The sequence below is a fragment of the Streptomyces sp. NBC_01012 genome, from assembly GCF_045162755.1.
Lineage (GTDB): Bacteria > Actinomycetota > Actinomycetes > Streptomycetales > Streptomycetaceae > Streptomyces.
Genome location: NZ_CP108688.1, coordinates 4,324,039 through 4,344,041 on the forward strand (window position 1 = coordinate 4,324,039; position 20,003 = coordinate 4,344,041).

7 protein-coding genes are annotated in these 20,003 nt (G+C 70.0%); all 7 read left to right on the forward strand.

Translation table 11 applies throughout. The annotated features are described in order from the left end of the window. Nucleotides 1–16: 16 nt before the first annotated feature. Nucleotides 17–934, forward strand: coding sequence for an ornithine carbamoyltransferase (locus tag OG623_RS19550; protein ID WP_406148040.1), 918 nt, complete (start codon nucleotides 17–19; stop codon nucleotides 932–934). Beyond that, entirely contained in the window at nucleotides 931–2,298 is a 1,368-nt protein-coding gene (locus OG623_RS19555; protein WP_406148042.1) for an MFS transporter, read from the forward strand. The genes OG623_RS19550 and OG623_RS19555 overlap by 4 nt, the downstream gene beginning before the upstream one ends. Continuing rightward, nucleotides 2,291–3,070 (forward strand): ABC transporter ATP-binding protein, encoded by a 780-nt coding sequence (locus OG623_RS19560; protein ID WP_406148044.1) that lies wholly within the window; start codon nucleotides 2,291–2,293, stop codon nucleotides 3,068–3,070. The genes OG623_RS19555 and OG623_RS19560 overlap by 8 nt, the downstream gene beginning before the upstream one ends. After that, complete coding sequence (locus OG623_RS19565; RefSeq protein ID WP_406148046.1) at nucleotides 3,067–5,556, forward strand: FtsX-like permease family protein; 2,490 nt, start codon at nucleotides 3,067–3,069, stop codon at nucleotides 5,554–5,556. The genes OG623_RS19560 and OG623_RS19565 overlap by 4 nt, the downstream gene beginning before the upstream one ends. A gap of 183 nt (nucleotides 5,557–5,739) precedes the next feature. Continuing rightward, nucleotides 5,740–5,955: an MbtH family protein gene (locus OG623_RS19570; RefSeq protein WP_406148047.1), complete on the forward strand. Its 216-nt coding sequence runs from the start codon at nucleotides 5,740–5,742 to the stop codon at nucleotides 5,953–5,955. 77 nt (nucleotides 5,956–6,032) lie between these two features. After that, on the forward strand, nucleotides 6,033–16,964 hold the full coding sequence (locus OG623_RS19575; protein ID WP_406148049.1) for an amino acid adenylation domain-containing protein: 10,932 nt from the start codon (nucleotides 6,033–6,035) through the stop codon (nucleotides 16,962–16,964). Continuing rightward, complete coding sequence (locus OG623_RS19580; protein ID WP_406148050.1) at nucleotides 16,961–19,813, forward strand: non-ribosomal peptide synthetase; 2,853 nt, start codon at nucleotides 16,961–16,963, stop codon at nucleotides 19,811–19,813. Before OG623_RS19575 ends, OG623_RS19580 begins: the two co-directional genes overlap by 4 nt. The last annotated feature ends 190 nt before the right edge of the window (nucleotides 19,814–20,003 follow it).

Genomic DNA, 20,003 nt, shown 5'->3' on the forward strand with positions numbered 1-20,003 from the left:
GACGAAAGGCCTGCCCATGCGACATCTCATCTCCATCAGCGACCTGACCGACGACGACCTGCGGGGCCTCGTCGAGCGAGGGGCGGAATTCGCCGCCGGGGCGCGGGCGACCTCGCTGGAGGACGCGATCGTCGGTATCTACTTCCGGCGGACCTCCACCCGTACGCGTACCGCCTTCACCAGCGGCGCGCTGCGGCTGGGCGCGAGGACCGTGACGTACGGTCCCGACGATCTGCAACTGAACACAGGGGAGACCACCGAGGACACCGGCCGGGTGCTCTCCGGCATGCTGGACCTGCTGGTGGCCCGTACGTCGGACGCCACCGCGGAACTGCGGACCTGGGCGGCCGGCGGGCAGATGTCCGTCGTGAACGCGATGAGCGCCGAGGAGCACCCCACCCAGGGGCTCACGGATCTCACCACGCTCCACCACCACTTCGGCCGCGTCGACGGTCTGCGGGTCATGTACGTCGGCGAGGGCAACAACAGCGCCGCCGCCCTGGCCCTCGCCCTGACCCGGTTTCCCGGGACCGAGCTGGAGCTGCGGACACCGCCCGGTTACGGTCTTGCGCCGGAGATTCTCGCCGTCGCCACCGAACAGGCGGCGCGCAGCGGATCGAAGGTGTCCGAGCAGCACGACATGGCCGCCAGGCCCTCGGGGCTCGACGCCGTCTACACCACACGCTGGCAGACCACCGGAACCAGTAAGCCGACCGCCGACTGGCGAGAGGTCTTCGCACCGTTCCAGGTCACCGACGAGCTGTGGGAGCAGAGCCCGGACGCGGTCTTCCTGCACGATCTTCCCGCTCACCGCGGCCAGGAGGTCACCGCCGAGGTGCTGGACGGGCCGGCGAGCATCGCCTTCACCCAGGCCACGCACAAGCTGCACAGCGCGATGGCTGTCCTGGAATGGTGCTGGGCCGAACGTCCATGACCGACGAGGGGGAATACCGAGTCGTAAAGAAGAAGAGACGCAGCAAGCACGCGCTGCCGACGTTGCGCAGCTACCGGGACTTCCGGTTGCTGTGGACCGGCTCCGCCATGTCGGTCATGGCGGAGCGGTGCTCGGGCATGGCGTTCACCCTGCTCGTGCTGTGGCACACCCGCTCGGAGAGCGCTGCCGGACTTGTCGGCTTCGCGGGGCTGTTGCCCGCGCTGCTTGTCCAGTTGCCGGCCGGGGTGATGGTGGACCGGCTGAACCGGCGTCGGGTGATGATGACGTGTGTCATCGTGCGCATGATCGCGGTGGCGACGGTCGCCGCGACGCTTCTCGGGGACACCGTCTGGGTCTGGCACATCGCGATCGTGGCGTTCATCCAGAGCAGCATGACGGTCTTCTACCAGCTGTCCGAGCGGGCCATGGTCCGCGGTGTGGTGCCGCCCCAGCAGCTGGGGGCGGCCATGGCGACGAACGAGGCACGCTCGCGCGGCGTCAACTTCGTCGGACATCCGGTGAGCGGCGCCATGTTCGGCCTGTCGGCGTGGATGCCGTTCATGTCGAGTGTCGGTCTGTATCTGCTCTCCCTGATCACGCTGGTGCGGCTGCGCGGGGAGAAGGAGCCGCCCGCGAGGCCGAACAACAAGCGCCGCAAGATGCGGGCGGACATCGGCGCCGGGCTCCGGTGGGTATGGGATCGCGCCTATTTCCGGACGGCGCTGCTGATCATCGCGGGGAGCAATCTGGTCTTCCAGGGGCTCATCCTCACCGTGGCCGTGGTGGTCAGGGAGGACGGCGGAGCCGCCGGAACCGTCGGCCTGATCATGGCATCAGGCGGGGCGGGAGGGCTGTTCGGGGCGTTGGTCGGCGGCTGGCTCAACAAGCGCCTGGCGATGCGTCAGATCATGATCATCGCGCATGTGACCTGGGCGCTGGTCATGCCCGCAGCAGTATTTTTCAGACAACCTGTAGCACTCGGTGTTCTCTTCTTCATAACGTCTCATATAGGAGCCGCTGTTACTGTCTCCGGCATGTCCTACCAGGTGCGCATCACCCCCAACAACATGCAGGGGCGTGTCGGCAGTGTCGTCATGCTCATTGTGTCGGGGGCGAGTTCACTCGGGGCGCTGGGTACCGGGTACCTGCTGGAAGCGGTCGGCAGCCGGCACACGCTGATGGCCGTGTCGGGCGTGATGGTGCTGCTCGCTCTGATCGCCGCCGTGGTCTTCACCAGACGGGGTGCGGCACTCGAGGACAGACAGGACAGCGCACCGCCCCCACAGCCCGAGCCGGTTGCCATCGCGGACGGGTCGACGGCCGATCCCCTCACCACCCTGGAATTGCGGAGAATCGATGGATGACGCAGTGCGGCTCGAGTCGCTGACCAAGACATACGGATCAGGTGACAGCGCGGTGACAGCGCTGCGCGAGATCGGTCTGTCCTTTCCTCGCGGTAGCTTCACCGCGATCATGGGCCCCTCGGGCTCCGGCAAGTCGACTCTTCTGCAGTGTGCCGCCGGACTCGACAGACCTACTTCGGGCCGGGTGTTCATCGACGGCACGGACATCGTCGGGCTGAACGAGACCCAGCTCACCGAACTCCGCCGCGACCGCACGGGGTTCATCTTCCAGGCCTTCAACCTGCTGCCGTCCCTCACCGCCGAGCAGAACGTGGCGCTGCCGATGCGGCTGGCCGGGCGCAAGCCCAAGCGCCGGGCCGTGCTGCAGGCACTCGCCCAGGTCGGTCTCGAGAGCAAGGCGGGCAGCAGGCCGGGTCAGCTCTCCGGCGGTCAGCAGCAGCGTGTGGCCATCGCCCGCGCGCTGGTGTCCAGGCCCGCCGTGCTCTTCGCCGACGAACCCACCGGTGCGCTCGACCTCACCACGGGGCGCGAGCTGCTCGACACGTTACGTCAGCTGGCCGGTGCGCCCGTGCAGAATCCCGGTGTCGTGCCGGCACCGGGCCCCGGGGAGCGGGTGTCCACCACGATCGTGATGGTCACGCACGACCCGAACGTGGCGGCGTACGCGGACACGGTGCTGTTCCTCGCCGACGGCAGCCTGGTCGGCGAGCTGCGTTCGCCCACCGCCGAGGCGGTAGCCGCTCGGATGACGGACCTGGCGGTGTCCCGGTGATCAGGGTTGCTTTCCAGACCCTGCGGACACGGTGGGTGTCGTTCCTCGGCACCATCGTGGCGCTGGTGCTCGGGGTCGCGCAGGTCGCGGCCATGGGCGTACTCCTCATGACGATGCTCGACCTGCCGGACCGGCCGGTGGAGCGGTTCGCCGACGCGCCCGCCGTGGTGCAGGCGTCCGACCCGGAGTGGAACCCCGCCCATCACGACCTCGGTGTCCGCTCGCTGGCCGACGCGCACGGAATCTCGCCCGAGCTGAGCGAGAAGGTCGCCGCCACCGGCGAGACCGTGGTCGACCGTGCCTTCTACGCCCAGCTGGAGGGCGGCCCCGACGACCAGGTGGGACACCCCTGGCCGGTGGCACGCTTCGGCGGCTACAAGCTCGTCGACGGCAAGGAGCCGTCCGGTGACAAGGACGTCGTCGTCGCGTCGGACCGGGCGCACACCGGCGACAAGGTGACGGTCCTGACCGCGTCCGGGGTCGAGAAGTACACGGTCAGCGGCACCGTCGACCCGGTCGGCTGGGAGGACGCCGTCTTCTTCACCGACAAGGAGGCAGCGCGGCTCTCCCCCCGTATCGAGTCCCTGGTGGCGCTCGGTCCGGTGGCCGATGTGCGCGCCGCCGTCGGCGACGACGCCTCGGTGCTCACCGGCCAGGACCGCCACAAGGTGGACGCCAGCGAGGCCAGTGACCGCGAGACCCTGGACAACACCGTCACGCTCGTCCCGGTGATGGCCGGTGTGGCGGGCGTGACCGCGATCTTCGTGGTGGCCTCCACCTTCGCCTTCGCGGTGGTCCAGCGGCGCCGGGAGGTCGCACTGCTGCGTACCGTCGGCGCCACCCCCAAGCAGGTGCGCAAGATGGTCCGCAACGAGGCGCTGCTCGTCGGCACCTTCGCCTCCGCGGTGGGCGCCGTCCTCGGGCTGTTCGGCGCGCAACTGCTCGCCGACATGCTCAAGTCGATGGACATCTCGCCCGAGTGGTTCACGGTGGAACCCTCGCTGCACTGGACCGTACTCTCGCCCCTGGCCGCCGCCTTCCTGGTCGGTCTCCTGGTGGCGGTCGGCGGTGCGGCGAGCGCGGCACGCAGGGCCGGCGGCATCCGTCCGATCGAGGCGCTGCGTGAGGCGTCGGCCGACGACACGGAGGTGACGCCCAGCCGGGCGCTGCTCGGTGTCATCGCCCTGGTCGGCGGTGTCGGGTGGACGGCGTGGATCGCCATCGGCTCACCGACGAGCGTGCTCTCGCCCACGGTCTACGTCATCTCGCTGACGGTGCCGGTCCTGGCCGCCGCGGTGCTCGCACCGCTGGTCGTCGGACCGCTCACCAAGCTGCTGATGGCGCCCTTCAGGGGAGCTTCGGGCCCCACCGCGATGCTGGTGCGCGAGAGCGCGCTGACCTCACGGCGGCGTACCGCCGCCACCGCGGCGCCCGTCCTGCTCACCGTCGGGCTCACCTTCTCGCTTCTCGCCGCCACCGACTCGCTCGGTGCCGCTCGCGACAACGGGCTTCAGAACCAGGTCAGTTCGCAGTACGCGCTGGCGCCCGACGGCACCCCGGGCATCAGCCCGCAGGTGATCGACCGTGTCGCGGAGATCGACGGCGTGCACATCGCCGCGCCGATCCTCACCACCGTCTACACCAAGGACGAGAACCGGTACGACGAGGACGACGGGCTCGTCGTCGACCCCGTCGCGCTGAAGAAGACGACGGACCTGAAGATCATCGACGGGTCCCTGGACGATCTCGACGACAACAGCACGGTCGTGGCCGATCTGTGGCACAAGGACGTCGGCGAGAAGCTCGACGTGGAGATGGCCGACGGAGAGCACGTCCAGCTGAAGGTCGTGGCGACCTACAAGGCGCTGCGGGGCGAGGACGTGGCCTATCTGACGCCGAAGTTCGCCAAGTCGGCCGGCTACGCCAGGGACGGCCTCGCCAGGCGTGCCTACATCACCCTGGACTCCGGAGCCGATCACGCGGCGGTGACCGCGCAGATCCGCAAGGCGGTGGCAGGCAGCGGAGCCGAGTTCATGACGAGGGACCAGCTGGTCGCCTCCGAGAGCGCGTACGCACGTCATCTCACGGAGGTACGGCAGCGCTCCACCGCGGTGATCATCATGATCTTCTGCTTCATCGCGATCCTCAACACGCTCCTCATGGCGACGGCCGATCGGCGCCGCGACCTGGCGGTGCTGAGGATGGCGGGTGCCACCCCGAGGCAGGTCGTGCGGTTCTTCCTGGCCGAGGCCCTGCTGGTCTCCGCCATCGGTGTGGTGCTGGCCCTGGTGGCCACGGCGGTCAACCTGGGCGGTCTGTGGAGTGCGCTGCTCCAGCTGTTCGGCTCGACACCGATCGTCGTGCCGTACGTGATCGTCATCGCTGTCGCCGTCGTGTCCACCGTGCTCGCGGTGATCGGCACGGTGCTGCCCGTCGGCGCCGCACTGCGCGCACGGACCGTCCAGTTCCTCGGCTCACGCGAGTAACCCCTTCGAGGACGCGCCCCACCCGTACCACCCCGAACCCACGCGGTCCGGTCCCGCCTCCCCCGACGGGACCGGGCCGCGTGCTGCGTTGTGGCCGTGTGTGTACGGATGTGTCGAGTAGAGGGCCGATATAGGCGCGCGTCCGAAGCTGGGTGGGAATCCGACCACCGAAGGGAAACCGTCATGGCTGACGAGCAGACCGACAACCGCGTCTACCGAGTCGTCCTGAACGACGAGGAGCAGTACTCGATCTGGGACGCGGACCGTGAGCTGCCGGCCGGCTGGCACGCCGAGGGCACCGAGGGTGCCCGGCAGGTCTGCCTCGACCGGATCGAAGAGGTCTGGACGGACATGCGGCCCGCGAGTCTGCGCCGCCGTATGGAGACGTCCGGCGTCTGAGCGGGAACCGCCGGACAGAGCACGACGCACTACACCCAGTGAGACGTACGGAACGAAGGTCGGGAGGGGCGCTCAGCATGAGTACTGGCGAAGTCCGCACGGGCGGACAGGCCGAGGAGAGGCGCGAGGAACTGGTGCGCGCCCGACTCGCCGGAGGCCGCAGCGGCCGGCGTGCCGCAGTGGTGCCGGTCGAGCGGGGCGGCCCGCTGGCGCTCTCCCACGGTCAGCAGCAGATGTGGTTCCTGAGCAGGCTCGACCCGGACAGCTGGGAGTACAGCGTCCCGGTCGCACTGCGGCTGCGCGGACCGCTCGACCTCTCGGTGCTGCGCCGCAGCTTCGAGGAACTGGTGGCGCGGCACGAGATCCTCCGCACCCGGTACCGCCTCGAAGGCGCCGAGCCGGTCCAGCTGATCGACCCTCCCGCCCCGTTCGGTCTCCCCGTCGACGACCTCACCGACACGACCGACCCGGCCGAGCGGGAACAGCGCGCCTTCGCCCTGGCCGAGGCCGAGCCAGGCCGCCCCTTCGATCTGGAGAACGGCTCGCCGCTGCGGGCCCGGCTCATCCGGATCGCCGAGGACGACCACCTGCTGGTCGTGGTCTTCCACCACGTCGCCTGCGACGAGTGGTCCGTCGGCCTGTTCATGTCCGAACTCTCCGCCGTGTACGGGGCGTTCGGCGAGGGCAAGCCGTCACCGCTGGCGCCGATGGCCGTCCAGTACGCCGACTACGCCGCCTGGCAGCACACCCGCCTCGCCGGCGACGACCTGACCAAGCAGCTCGACCACTGGCGCGGCCGGCTGGCCGGCATCACCCCGCTCGAAGTGCCCACCGACCGCCGCAGGCCGGCATCGCGCAGCTACGACGGCGACGCGGTGCCCGTCGAGATACCGGCGCCGCTGGCCGAGAAGCTGCGCGCGCTCGGCTCCGCACACGGTGCCACCCCCTTCCAGACCCTCCTCGCCGGCTACCAGGCGCTCCTCTCCCGGTACACGGGCCGCGACGACATCGCGGTCGGCACCGTGGTGTCGGGCCGCAGCCGCCCCGAGCTGGAACAGCTGATCGGCTACGGCATCAACACCCTGGTCCTGCGCGGGCAGTGGCAAGGCGACCCGACGTTCAGGGACCTGCTCGTCGGCGCCCGGGAGACCGTGCTCGACGCCTTCGACAACCAGGAGTTCCCGTTCGCGCGGATCGCGGACGAACTCGTGCCGGTACGCGACCTGTCCCGCACGCCCCTGTGCCAGGTGGCCTTCACCATGCACCAGGAGCGCACCCGCGACTTCCAGCTGCCCGGTGTCGAGGCCGAAGCCCTGCACGCGGCCTCACGCGTCTCGCGCTTCGACCTCACCCTTCAGCTGAGCGAGTCCGCGGACGGCCGCATCAGCGGCACGCTCGAATACAGCACCGCGCTCTACGACCGGACCACCGTCGAGCGCATGGCCAAGCACCTCGTGCGGCTGGTCGATGCGGCCGTCGCCGAACCCGACCAGCGGCTCTCCCGCCTCGACATGCTGGACGAGTCCGACCTCGCGGTCCTGCTGCCCGAGCCCGCCTTCTTCGAAGAGCCCGACCGCTGCGTCCACGAGCTCGTCGAGGACCGGGCCGCGGCCACCCCCGACGCCACAGCCGTCGTCCTCGGCAACCAGCACCTCAGCTACGCCGAGCTCAACACCCGGGCCAACCGGCTCGCCCACCACCTGCGGGCCCAGGGCGCCGGCCCCGGCGGACTCGTCGGCGTCAGCCTGGACCGCGACCTCGACCTGGTGCCGACCCTCCTCGCCGTGCTCAAGACGGGGGCGGGCTACCTGCCCCTGGACCCGGAGCACCCGGCCGACCGCATCGGCTACACGCTGAAGGACGCGGGAGCCCGGATCGTCGTCACCGCCGGTGCGCACGCCGCGCACCTGGCCGACGTCGTCGACGGACTGCTCGTCGTGCTGGACGGCGAGGCGGAGACCGCCGCCCTGGCCGCGGCACCGGACAGCAACCCCGAGTCCGGCGCGGTGCCCGACGACCTGATCTACACCATCTACACCTCCGGCTCCACCGGACGCCCCAAGGGCGTCGGCCTCAGCCACACCAACGTCCTCCGCCTGTTCACCGCGACCGACACCCACCTCGGTTTCGACGAGAACGACGTGTGGGCCCTCTTCCACTCCTACGCCTTCGACATGTCGGTCTGGGAGATCTGGGGAGCGCTCATCCACGGCAGCCGGCTCGTGGTCGTACCGCCGGACGTGGCCCGTGCCCCCGAGGAATTCCTCCGCCTACTCACCGAGCAGCAGGTCACCCTCCTCAACCAGACCCCGTCCGCCTTCCGCAGCCTGGTCTCCCTCGCCGCGGACGGACACCGGCTGCTCGACGAACTCGCGCTGCGCGCCGTGACGTTCGGCGGCGAACGGCTGGACATCCCGGGCCTCAAGCCCTGGGTCGCCCGCCGCGGCCTCGAACAGACCTCGCTGATCAACCTCTACGGCATCACCGAGACCTGCGTCCACACCACGTACCACCAGCTCACCGACACCGACCTGGAGTCCGACACCGGGAACGCGATCGGCGTACCGCTGCGTGACCTCCAGGTCCACCTGTTCGGCCCGCACGGCGAACTGGTTCCCACCGGTGTGCCGGGTGAGATCCACGTCGGCGGTCCCGGCGTCGCCCGCATGTACCTCAACCGCCCTGCCCTGACGGCCGAACGCTTCGTACCCGACCCGTACGGAAAGCCCGGCTCCCGGCTGTACCGCAGCGGTGACCTCGCGAGCAGGCGGCCCGACGGCAGCCTCGACTACCTGGGCCGTATCGACCACCAGGTGAAGATCCGCGGACACCGCATCGAACTCGGCGAGGTCAAGGCCGCGTTGACCGCACACCCGCGCGTGCGGGACGCGGTCGTCGTCGCCCGTGAGGACACCCCGGGAGACCGCAGGCTCGTCGCGTACGTCGTGCCCACCAGCGAGGCCGTCGCAGCGCCCAGCGAACTGCGCACCCTGCTGGCCAGGTCACTCCCCGATTACATGATCCCGACGGCCTTCCTCGTCGTCGGGAGGATCCCGCTGACCGTCAACGGCAAGCTGGACCAGGCCGCCCTGCCGGCCCCTGACCGCAGCGCACTCGGTGTCGAGGCCGCCCACGTCGCGCCGCGCACCGCGGCGGAGGAGGAGATGAGCGCCGTCTGGCGCGAGGTGCTCGGGGTCGAACAGGTCGGCGTCGAGGACAACTTCTTCGACCTGGGTGGCGACTCGCTGCGCGCCGTCGCGCTCGTCGGCGCCCTGCGCGACAGCGAGTACGACGTCACCGTCCGCGACGTGTTCGAGCACAGGACCCCCGCCGAGCTCGTCCAGTTCATCACCGGACGCCCGGCCCCCACCAAGGCCGACCCGGCCGTCGAGCCCTTCGCCCTGCTCGCGCAGGAGGACCTCGACCGGCTGCCGACGGGCCTCGTCGACGCCTACCCGCTGGCACAGGTACAGCTCGGCATGGTCGTCGAGATGCTCGCCGACGACGGCCGCAACCACTACCACAACTCGACCAGCTTCCGGATACTCGACGACCAGCTCTTCGACCGCGATCGGCTCCAGCAGGCCGTGGACACGGTGCTGGCCCGCCACGAGATCCTGCGTACCTCCTTCGCGGTCGAGGGCTACTCCGTACCGCTCCAGCTCGTCCACGCCGCGTCCGAGGTCACCTCGACCGTCGGCGGACGGGACCTGCGCGGCCTGGACAGCGCCGCCGTCGAGGCATCGCTGCGCGCCTTCATGACCGAGGAGCGCACCCAGCTCTTCGACCTGACCCGGGCCCCGCTCGTCCGCTTCACCGGACACGCCTGCGACGACGGCTCCTGGTGGCTGACCCTGACCGAGTGCCACGCCGTACTCGAAGGCTGGAGCCACCACTCGCTGCTGATGGAACTGGCCACGACCTACCGCGCACTGCGCGACGGGACGCCGGTCGAGGAGCCCGAACCCGCCGCCGTACGGTACGCGGACTTCATCGCCGCGGAGCTGGTCTCCCTGGCCGGCGACGACGACCGCGACTACTGGCGGACGGTCCTGGAGAACAACGCCCCCTTCGAGCTGCCCGCCGGCTGGGGCGACGACCCCGAGGAGACGCCGCGCGGACTGCACCGCGCCTGGGTGCCGTACCACGACCTGGACGCGGGGCTGCGGACCCTGGCCAGCAAGGCGAAGGTGCCGATCAAGAGCGTCCTGCACGCGGCGCACCTCAAGGTCATGAGCCAGCTCACGCCGGAGGAGTCCTTCTTCACCGGCCTCGTGACCAACGCCAGGCCGGAGGCCGTGGGCGCCGAGCGGGTGTACGGGGTCTACCTGAACCCGCTGCCCTTCGCCTTCACGCGTGGCGCCGAGACCTGGCGCGATCTGGTGCGCCAGGTCTTCGACCAGGAGATCGAGGTCTGGCCGCACCGCCGTTACCCGCTGGGCGTGATGCAGCGCGAGCTCAGCACGAGCGACCGGCTGGTCAACGTCCGCTTCAGCTACCAGAACTTCCGGCAGGTCGACCAGGACCTCGTCGACTACCCGGCCACGCTCGACGACAGCCCCACCGAATTCCCGCTGGGTGTCTCCACCCGCGCCGGGTTCATGGTGATCACGGCAAACCGTCACCTCGTCGGCAGGGAGGGCACGGACCGCCTCGCGGCGATGTACCGGTCGGTGCTGGAGTCGATGGCCGCGGATGTCGAGGGTGACGCCCGTGAGGTGTTCCTGCCCGGTGGTGAGCGCGAACGCGTGCTGACCGGGTGGAACGACTCGGCGGTGGCGGTGCCGGAGGTCTCGGTGCCCGAGCTCGTGGCGCGTCGGGCCGCGGAGTCACCGGATGCGGTGGCTGTGGAGGCCGGAGACCGTTCGTTGTCGTTCGCCGAGTTGGATGTGCGGGCGAACCGGTTGGCGCACAGGCTGCGTGCGGGCGGAGTTGGGCCTGAGTCGACGGTTGCGGTGTTGCTGGATCGTTCGGTTGATCTGGTGGTGTCGTTGCTGGCGGTGTGGCGTGCGGGTGGTGGGTTCGTTCCGATGGACCCGGTGCTGCCTGCCGGCCGTATCGCGGGCATGGTGGCCGACGCGCGGGTGACGGTCGCGCTGACGTCGAGCGCGTACGCGGACCGGTTCGACGTGGCCGTGGTGCGGGTCGACGACGATGATCTGGCCTCCTTCCCTGATTCGGTGCCTTCGGGTGAGTTGGATCTGGATTCGGTGGCGTACACGGTGTTCACGTCGGGTTCGACGGGGCGGCCGAAGGGTGTGCAGGTTTCGCATCGGAGTCTGGTCAATCATGTGGACTGGGCGGTGCGGGAGTTGGTGGCGTCGGGTTCGGGTGGTGCGCCGGTGTTCTCGTCGGTGGCTTTCGACCTGGTGGTTCCGAATGTGTGGGCGCCGTTGGCTGCGGGTCAGCGTGCGTGGTTGTGGGACGGTGAGCTGACGGAGCTGGGCGGGAGTCTGGCGGCTGCGGGTCCGTTCTCGTTCATGAAGCTGACGCCGGGGCACTTGGAGGTGCTGTCGGGCCAGCTGTCCGATACCCAGATCCAGGCGCTGACCTCGCGTGTGGTGGTGGCGGGTGAGGCGCTGCCTGGCGGTCTCGTCGAGCGCTGGCGGGTCCTTCTCGGTGAGGGTCGGGTGCTCAATGAGTACGGTCCGACCGAGGCGACGGTGGGGACGTGTGTGTTCCCGCTGGTGGAGGCGTTCGAGGGCGTAGTGCCGATCGGGCGTCCGCTGCCGAACATGGTGATGCGCGTCCTGGACGCGGGTCTTCAGCCGGTGCCGGTGGGTGCGGTGGGTGAGCTGTTCGTCGGTGGTACGGGTGTGGCACGTGGTTACGCCTACCGTCCTGGTGCGACGGCTGAGCGTTTCGTGCCCGACCCGTACGGTCCGGCCGGCACGCGTCTCTACCGCACGGGTGACCTCGTCCGGTGGCGTGGTGATGGTGCGGTCGAGTTCCTCGGCCGTATCGACGATCAGGTCAAGGTCCGCGGTTACCGCATCGAGCTCGGTGAGATCCGTGCCGCGCTGATCGCTCATCCGCAGGTCACCGACGCCACCGTGGTGGTCTCGGAGGACCAGCGGCTGATCGCCTACGTCGTGGGCAGCACGGACGACCTGTCGGCCTGGCTGGCCGGCTCGCTGCCCGAGTACATGGTCCCGTCGGTCTTCGTCGCACTCGATGCGCTCCCGCTGACGGCCAACGGCAAGATCGACCGGCGCGCTCTCCCCGACCCCGAGGGGTCGGCCGAGGACACCTACGTCGCACCGCGCAACCCCACCGAGGAGCGCATCGCCGCGGTGTGGAGCGCCGTGCTCGGCGTGGAGCGGGTCGGGATCGAGGACAACTTCTTCGATCTGGGCGGTCACTCGATCAAGGCCATCGCCCTGGTCGGCGCCCTGCGCGCAGAGGGCTTCGAAGCGGGCGTGCGGGACGTGTTCCAGCACCGTACGGTCGCCGGACTCGCCACCGCACTCACGGGTACGGAACCGGTCACCGAGTCCGCAGTCGTCGCACCGTTCGCGCTGATCGGGGACGAGGACCGGGCGAAGCTGCCCGAGGGCCTCGTGGACGCCTTCCCGCTGGCGCAGGTACAGCTCGGCATGCTGGTCGAGATGCTCGCCGACGACGGGCTGAACAAGTACCACAACACGACCGCGTTCCGGATCAACGACGGCCGCCCGTTCGACGTCGAGGCCCTGCGCCGTTCCGGGCAGACCGTGGTGGAGCGCCACGAGATGCTCCGCGCGTCCTTCGACCTCGAAGGCTATGCCGTACCGCTCCAGCTCATCCACGCGAGCGCCGTCATCCCGGTGACCGTGCAGGACCTGCGTGGACTCGACGCCGAGCAGCAGGCAGCCGCGCGCCGGGAGCACACCGCGGCCGAGCGGGCCGAGACGTTCGATCTGTCCCGTGCCCCGCTGATCCGCATCTCCGCGCTCATCGAGTCCGACGAGGCCTGGTGGCTGTCGGTCAGTGTCTGCCACCCGATCACGGAGGGCTGGAGCCACCGCACCCTGCTCAGCGACATCGTCGAGGGCTACCTGCGGGTGCGTGGCGGCGAAACCCTGCCCGAGGTACAGGCACCCGCCGTGCGGTACGCGGACTTCGTCGCGGCCGAACTGGAGTCGCTGGCCTCGGACGAGGACAGGAACTACTGGCGGGACGTGCTCGGCTCGCACGCCAAGTTCGAGCTGCCCGCCGGCTGGGGCGACGCCGAGCCCGGCAACCGCGCGAACACCGTGCACGTGCCGCTCACCGACCTCACACCGGGGCTCCGAGCCGCAGCGAGCGGCACAGAGACTTCGCTGAAGGCTGTGCTGCACGCGGCGCACCTGAAGGTGATGAGCCAGCTGACGGCAGAGGACTCCTTCTGCACCGGCCTGGTCTCCAGCGGCCGGCCCGAGGTCGTGGGCGCCGAGCAGGTCTACGGCATGTACCTGAACACCGTGCCGTTCGCCTACGAGCGCGGCGCACGCACCTGGCGGGAGCTGATCCGCCAGGTCTTCGACCAGGAGGGCACACTCTGGCCGCACCGGCGCTTCCCGATGCCGGTGATGCAGCGCGAGCTCAGTGACGGTACGCGGCTGCTCGATGTGCGCTTCAGCTACCTCGACCTGGCGGACGCCCAGGCGGAGTCCGACCTCGTCGACACCGAGTCCGGGGACGGCGAAGGTGCCACGGAGTTCGGTCTCGCCGTCGCTGCCCGAGGCAGCGGGCTGCTGCTCACGGTCAACCCCCAGGTGCTCGGTGCCACCGGTGCACAGCGGGTCGCGGCGATGTACCGGTCGGTGCTGGAGTCGATGGCCGCGGATGTCGAGGGTGACGCCCGTGAGGTGTTCCTGCCCGAAGGCGAGCGCGAACAGCTGCTGACCGGGTGGAACGACTCGGCGGTCGCGGTGCCCGAGACCTCGGTGTCTGAACTCGTCGGCCGGTGGGCCGTCACGGCGCCGGCTGCGGTGGCTGCGGAGGCCGGCGGACAGTCCTTGACCTTCGCCGAGTTGAATGCGCGGGCGAACCGGCTGGCGCACAGGTTGCGTGCGGCGGGTGTGGGTCCTGAGTCGACGGTTGCGGTGCTGTTGGATCGTTCGGTTGATCTGGTGGTGTCGTTGCTGGCGGTGTGGCGTGCGGGTGGTGGGTTCGTTCCGATGGACCCGGTGTTGCCGGCCGGCCGTATCGCCGGGATGGTCGAGGACGCCCGAGTGGGTGTGGCCCTGACGTCGGGTGCCTATGCCGATCGCTTCCCGGGTGTGGAGACGGTGCTCGCCGAGGACGACCTGTCGTCCTTCCCTGATTCGGTGCCTTCGGGTGAGTTGGATCTGGATTCGGTGGCGTACACGGTGTTCACGTCGGGTTCGACGGGGCGGCCGAAGGGTGTGCAGGTTTCGCATCGGAGTCTGGTCAATCATGTGGACTGGGCGGTGCGGGAGTTGGTGGCGTCGGGTTCGGGTGGTGCGCCGGTGTTCTCGTCGGTGGCTTTCGACCTGGTGGTTCCGAATGTGTGGGCGCCGTTGGCTGCGGGTCAGCGTGCGTGGCTGTGGGACGGTGAGCTGACGGAGCTGGGCGGGAGTCTGGCGGCTGCGGGTCCGTTCTCGTTCATGAAGCTGACGCCGGGGCACTTGGAGGTGTTGTCGGGTCAGCTGTCGGATGACCAGATCCAGGCGCTGACCTCGCGTGTGGTGGTGGCGGGTGAGGCTCTGCCTGGTGGGTTGGTCGAGCGCTGGCGGGTCCTTCTCGGTGAGGGTCGGGTGCTCAATGAGTACGGGCCGACCGAGGCGACGGTGGGGACGTGTGTGTTCCCGCTGGTGGAGGCGTTCGAGGGCGTGGTGCCGATCGGGCGTCCGCTGCCGAACATGGTGATGCGCGTCCTGGACGCGGGTCTTCAGCCGGTGCCGGTGGGTGCGGTGGGTGAGCTGTTCGTCGGTGGTACGGGTGTGGCACGCGGCTATGCGTACCGTCCTGGTGCGACGGCTGAGCGTTTCGTGCCTGACCCGTACGGTCCGGCCGGCGCACGCCTGTACCGCACGGGTGACTTGGTGCGGTGGCGTGGTGATGGTGCGGTCGAGTTCCTGGGCCGTATCGATGACCAGGTCAAGGTCCGCGGTTATCGCATCGAGCTCGGTGAGATCCGTGCCGCGCTCATCGCACGTCCTCAGGTCACCGATGCCACCGTGGTGGTCTCGGAGGACCAGCGGCTGATCGCCTATGTGGTCGGTACGGGCATTGAGGGGCTGGCCGATGAGCTCGGGGCGTCGCTGCCCGAGTACATGGTCCCGTCGGTCTTCGTCGCACTGGACGCTCTTCCGCTGACGGCCAACGGCAAGATCGACCGGCGTGCTCTCCCCGACCCCGAGGGGTCGGCCGAGGACACCTACGTCGCACCGCGCAACCCCACCGAGGAGCGCATCGCGGCCGTCTGGAGCCGGGTCCTGGGTGTGGAGCGGGTCGGGGTCGAGGACAACTTCTTCGATCTGGGCGGTCACTCGATCAAGGCCATTGCCCTGGTCGGCGCCCTGCGCGCAGAGGGCTTCGAAGCGGGCGTGCGGGACGTGTTCCAGCACCGTACGGTCGCCGGACTCGCCACCGAGCTCGCCGGGACGGAGCCCGGTCAGGAGGATGTCGCGGTCGCGCCGTTCGCCCTGGTGTCGGACGAGATCCGCGCGGCGCTGCCGGACGGTCTCGTCGACGCGTACCCGATATCCAAGGTGCAGCTCGGCATGCTGGTCGAGATGCTCGCCGACGACGGGCTGAACAAGTACCACAACACGTCCACGTTCCGGATCAAGGACGGCAAGCCCTTCGACGCCGACGCCCTGCGCCGTGCGGGGCAGACGATCGTGGAGCGCCACGAGATGCTGCGTACGTCGTTCTCCATCGAGGAGTTCGACATCCCCCTCCAGCTGGTCCGTGCGGACGCCGACATCCCGGTGGCCGTGCAGGACCTGCGGGGCCTGGACGCCGAGCAGTTCGCGGAGGCCCGCCAGGCGCACATCGCGGCGGAACGGGCCGAGCTGTTCGAGCTCGGGCGGCCTCCGCTGCTCCGTGTCGCCGCACTCGTCGAGTCCGACGAGGCGTGGCACCTGGGCTTCACGCACTGCCACGCCATCACCGAGGGATGGAGCCAGCAGTCGCTGCTGATGGAGGTGCTCGACCTCTACCACGCGTACGCGGCGGGTGAGGAGCCCGAGCAGCCGGAGCCGGCGGCCGTGCGCTACGCCGACTTCATCGCGGCCGAGCAGGAGTCCCTTGAGTCGGACGAGGACCGGGGCTACTGGCAGGGGATCATCGACCGGCACGCCATGTGCGTCCTGCCCGCGGACTGGGGTGACGGCAACACCGCCCCGCGTGAGGACTTCAAGCTCTCGGTGGAGTTCCGCGACATCGAGCCGGCGCTGCGCGCGCTGGCGACGTCCAGCGGCACGTCGTTCAAGGCGGTCCTGCTGGCCACGCACCTGAAGGTGCTCAGCACGGTGACCAACGAACCGGCGTTCCACACGGGCGTGCTGTACAGCGCACGTCCTGAGGTTCCCGGGGCCGAGCGGGTCTACGGCATGTACCTCAACACGCTGCCGTTCGCCCATGACCGCACGGCGCGGACCTGGCGCGAGCTGATCCAGCAGGTGTTCGACCGTGAGGCCGAGGTCTACGGTCACCGGCGCCATCCGCTTCCCGCGGTGCAGCGTCTGGCCGGCGGGCAGCGGCTGTTCGACATCATGTACCGCTACCAGGACTTCCACCAGGTGGACACCGGGACGGTCGATGTCCAGGCCGGGGCGGGTGACAGCTCCAACGAGTTCACGCTGTCGATCGCCAATGTGCCGGGACGGCTGGTCCTGCGGGCCGTCAGCACCGGTCTCAACCGGGCGAACGCCGAGCGGCTCGCCGGGATGTACCGGGCGGTGCTGGAGGCCATGGCGGCCGATCCCGACGGGGACGTGGACGCGGCGCTCCTGTCCACGGCGGAGCTGACCCAGGTGCTGGAGGACTGGAACGACACCGAGGTGGAGTGGGGATGAGCAGATATGTGCACGAGGTGATCGAGGCGTCCGTCTCGGCCACCCCTGACGCCGTCGCCGTGCAGGTGGGCGCGGAGACCCTGACGTACCGCGAGCTCGATGTGCGGGCCAACCGGATCGCGCACCAGCTGCGCGAGGCCGGTGTGGGGCCCGAGTCCGTGGTCGGTGTCCTGCTGAACCGCGGGCCCGACACGCTGCCCAGCCTGCTGGGTATCTGGAAGGCGGGCGGCTCCCATCTGCCCCTGGACGCCGGGCTGCCCGCGGACCGGCTGACCTACATGCTCCGTTCTGCCGGAGCCCGGCTGATCGTGACGCACGAGGGCCTGTACGAGCGTCTCGGCGGAGGCTACGACGGTGCGGTCGTCGACCTCCACCGTGACCGTGCCCTGATCGCGGTCCGGCCGGGCACCCCGGTGGAGGAGCCCGCGGACCGTGGTCCGAAGGACCCGGCCCGCGGGCACCGGCTGGCGTACACGCTGTTCACCTCCGGGTCCACGGGGCGCCCCAAGGGAGTGCAGATCGCGCACTCCTCCCTGCTGAACGTCCTGTTCTCGATGCGGGAGCGGTACAAGGCGGGCCCGGGGCACACCTGGCTCGCCGCCACCTCGCTGTCCTTCGACATCTCGACGACAGAGCTGTATCTGCCGCTGATCACGGGCGGCCGGGTGGTTCTCGCCGACGACGACGAGTTCCACGACGCGGACGCCCAGGTGCGGCTGGTCGAGACGGCGGGGATCACCCATGCCCAGGCCACCCCTGCGGGGTGGAAGCTCCTCATCGCCGCCGGTCTCGGCCGTGTGCCGTTGACGACCATCACCGGCGGCGAGGACTGCCCGCCCGGTCTTGCCCGTGATCTGAGGGGCAGGGTGGACCGGCTGGTCAACCAGTACGGTCCGACCGAGGCGACGGTCTGGTCCACCGCCTGGGAGATCGAGCCGGACGCCACCACCGTGCCGATCGGGCGGCCCATCCACAACTACCGGGCGTATGTGCTGGATGCGGCGCAGCAGCCCGTGCCGGTGGGTGTGGTCGGTGAGCTGTACATCGCGGGCGCCGGTGTGGCCCGTGGGTACGTCGGGCGGCCGGGGCTGACGGCCGAGCGGTTCCTTCCCGAGCCGTTCGGCGGGAAGCCGGGTTCGCGGATGTACCGGACCGGTGACCTGGCGCGGTTCAGGCCGGACGGGGAGCTGGAGTGCCTCGGCCGGATCGACAACCAGGTGAAGATACGGGGCTACCGCATCGAACTGGGCGAGATCGAGGAAGTCCTCCTGGCCCACCCGGAGGTCAAGGACGCGACGGTGGTCGCCCGCGAGGACGGCAACGGAGAGAAGCTGCTCGTCGCCTACGCGGTCGCCGGCGGGTCCGTCGAGCAGGCACAGCTGCGGACGCACCTGGGGGCCTCGCTGCCCTCGTACATGGTGCCCAGCGCGTTCGTCATGCTCGACGCGATGCCGCTGAACGCGGCCGGCAAGGTCGACCGCAGGGCGCTGCCCGCACCGGGCCGTACGGCGCTGGTCGCCGGCCGGGAGTACGTGGCGCCGCGCACCAGGACCGAGGAGCTGCTCGTGGCGACCTGCGTCGAGGTGCTCCAGGTGCCCGAGGTGGGCGTACGGGACCGGCTGCTGGACCTGGGTGCCGACTCGATGCGCATCGTCCACGTGATGGCCGCGGCCCGGAAGTCGGGGCTCGACCTCACCCTGCGGATGCTGCTGGACAGCGAGACCATCGAGGATCTCGCGCTCACGATCGACGGCGCCGGGCCCGGAACCGGGCACGCCGAGAAGACCGGGACGACCGGGACGACCGACGGAGGAGCGAGCGGGCCGATGACGATGGTCACAGCAGGTGGGCAGCAGGCCGCGTCCGACGTGGCCGGGGCGATGGAGGCGCACGGGGTGCCCGGCGCCGCTGTCGCGCTCCTCAAGGACGGCCAGCTGGTCGGGGTGCAGGCCTACGGGACCAGGGCGGCCGGTGCTCCGGTGACGCTGCGGACCCGGTTCCAGGCCGGTTCGATCAGTAAGCACGTCACCGCGTTCGCGGCGCTGCGGCTCGTCGACCAGGGTGTGCTCCAGCTGGACGCGGACATCGACGGTTACCTGAGCGGCCGCCGTGCACCCAAGGCGCCCGGCGGCCGGCCGCTGACGCTGCGGCACCTGCTGTCGAACACCGCGGGTCTGTCGCAGACGCCCAGCACCTGGTGGCGGCCCGGCGAGACCATGCCGGAGCTGGCGGCCGTACTGGACGGGGTGAAGGCCGAGCACGAGCCGGGGGCGCTGTTCCGTAAGGCGGGCAGCCAGTGGGCGATGATCGAGCAGCTGCTGACCGATGTGACCGCACAGGGATTCCAGGAGCTGGCGGCGGAGCTGGTGTTCGGCCCGCTGGGCATGCGGGACAGCTCCTTCCTCGCCCCGGGTGCCCCGCACGCCGCGGGCCGGGACGTCGCCGAGGGGCACGACCAGCACAGCCGTGCGCTCCTGGACGGCTACCGGGTACGCCCGGTGCTCGCGGGCAGCGGGCTGTGGTCCACGCCCTCCGATCTGGCCCAGCTTGCGGTGGAGATCCGGCAGGCCCATCTGGGCTTCTCGGAACTGCTGTCCGCACGGTCAGCCGGGGTGATGCTCACGGAGGCGTTCCCGGGGAGCTTCTACGGTCTGGGCACCGTGGTGGACGGCTCGATGGCGGACCCGGAGTTCGGGCACGGCGGGCAGACGGCCGGGTTCCGCGCGCTGACCTCGCTGCGGCTCCGGTCGGGAAACGGCTGTGTCGTCATGACGAACTCCGACAACGGCAAGCATGTGCACAAGGTCGTCGCAGCCCTCCTCGGCCGTGATCTGGAGGTCACCGGCTGAAACGCACCCCTTGACACGGGAGATGACGGGCCGCCGCCTGTGCCGGGCGGCGGCCCCGCACCCGGCCGGGGAACCGGACCGGGAGGCGAGGCTTCCACCCCCGCATCACAAGGCCAAGGCCAAGGCGTTACCGAACGAATAACCCGCGAATAAGGCACCCGCATAGCTTCTGCAGCGAGCACACGTTCGT

What these genes read in the sequence shown, in the direction of transcription:
- OG623_RS19550 (WP_406148040.1), top strand. Translation starts at nt 17, where the DNA reads ATGCGACATCTCATCTCCATCAGCGACCTGACCGACGACGACCTGCGG.
- OG623_RS19555 (WP_406148042.1), top strand. Translation starts at nt 931, where the DNA reads ATGACCGACGAGGGGGAATACCGAGTCGTAAAGAAGAAGAGACGCAGC.
- OG623_RS19560 (WP_406148044.1), top strand. Translation starts at nt 2,291, where the DNA reads ATGGATGACGCAGTGCGGCTCGAGTCGCTGACCAAGACATACGGATCA.
- OG623_RS19570 (WP_406148047.1), top strand. Translation starts at nt 5,740, where the DNA reads ATGGCTGACGAGCAGACCGACAACCGCGTCTACCGAGTCGTCCTGAAC.
- OG623_RS19575 (WP_406148049.1), top strand. Translation starts at nt 6,033, where the DNA reads ATGAGTACTGGCGAAGTCCGCACGGGCGGACAGGCCGAGGAGAGGCGC.
- OG623_RS19580 (WP_406148050.1), top strand. Translation starts at nt 16,961, where the DNA reads ATGAGCAGATATGTGCACGAGGTGATCGAGGCGTCCGTCTCGGCCACC.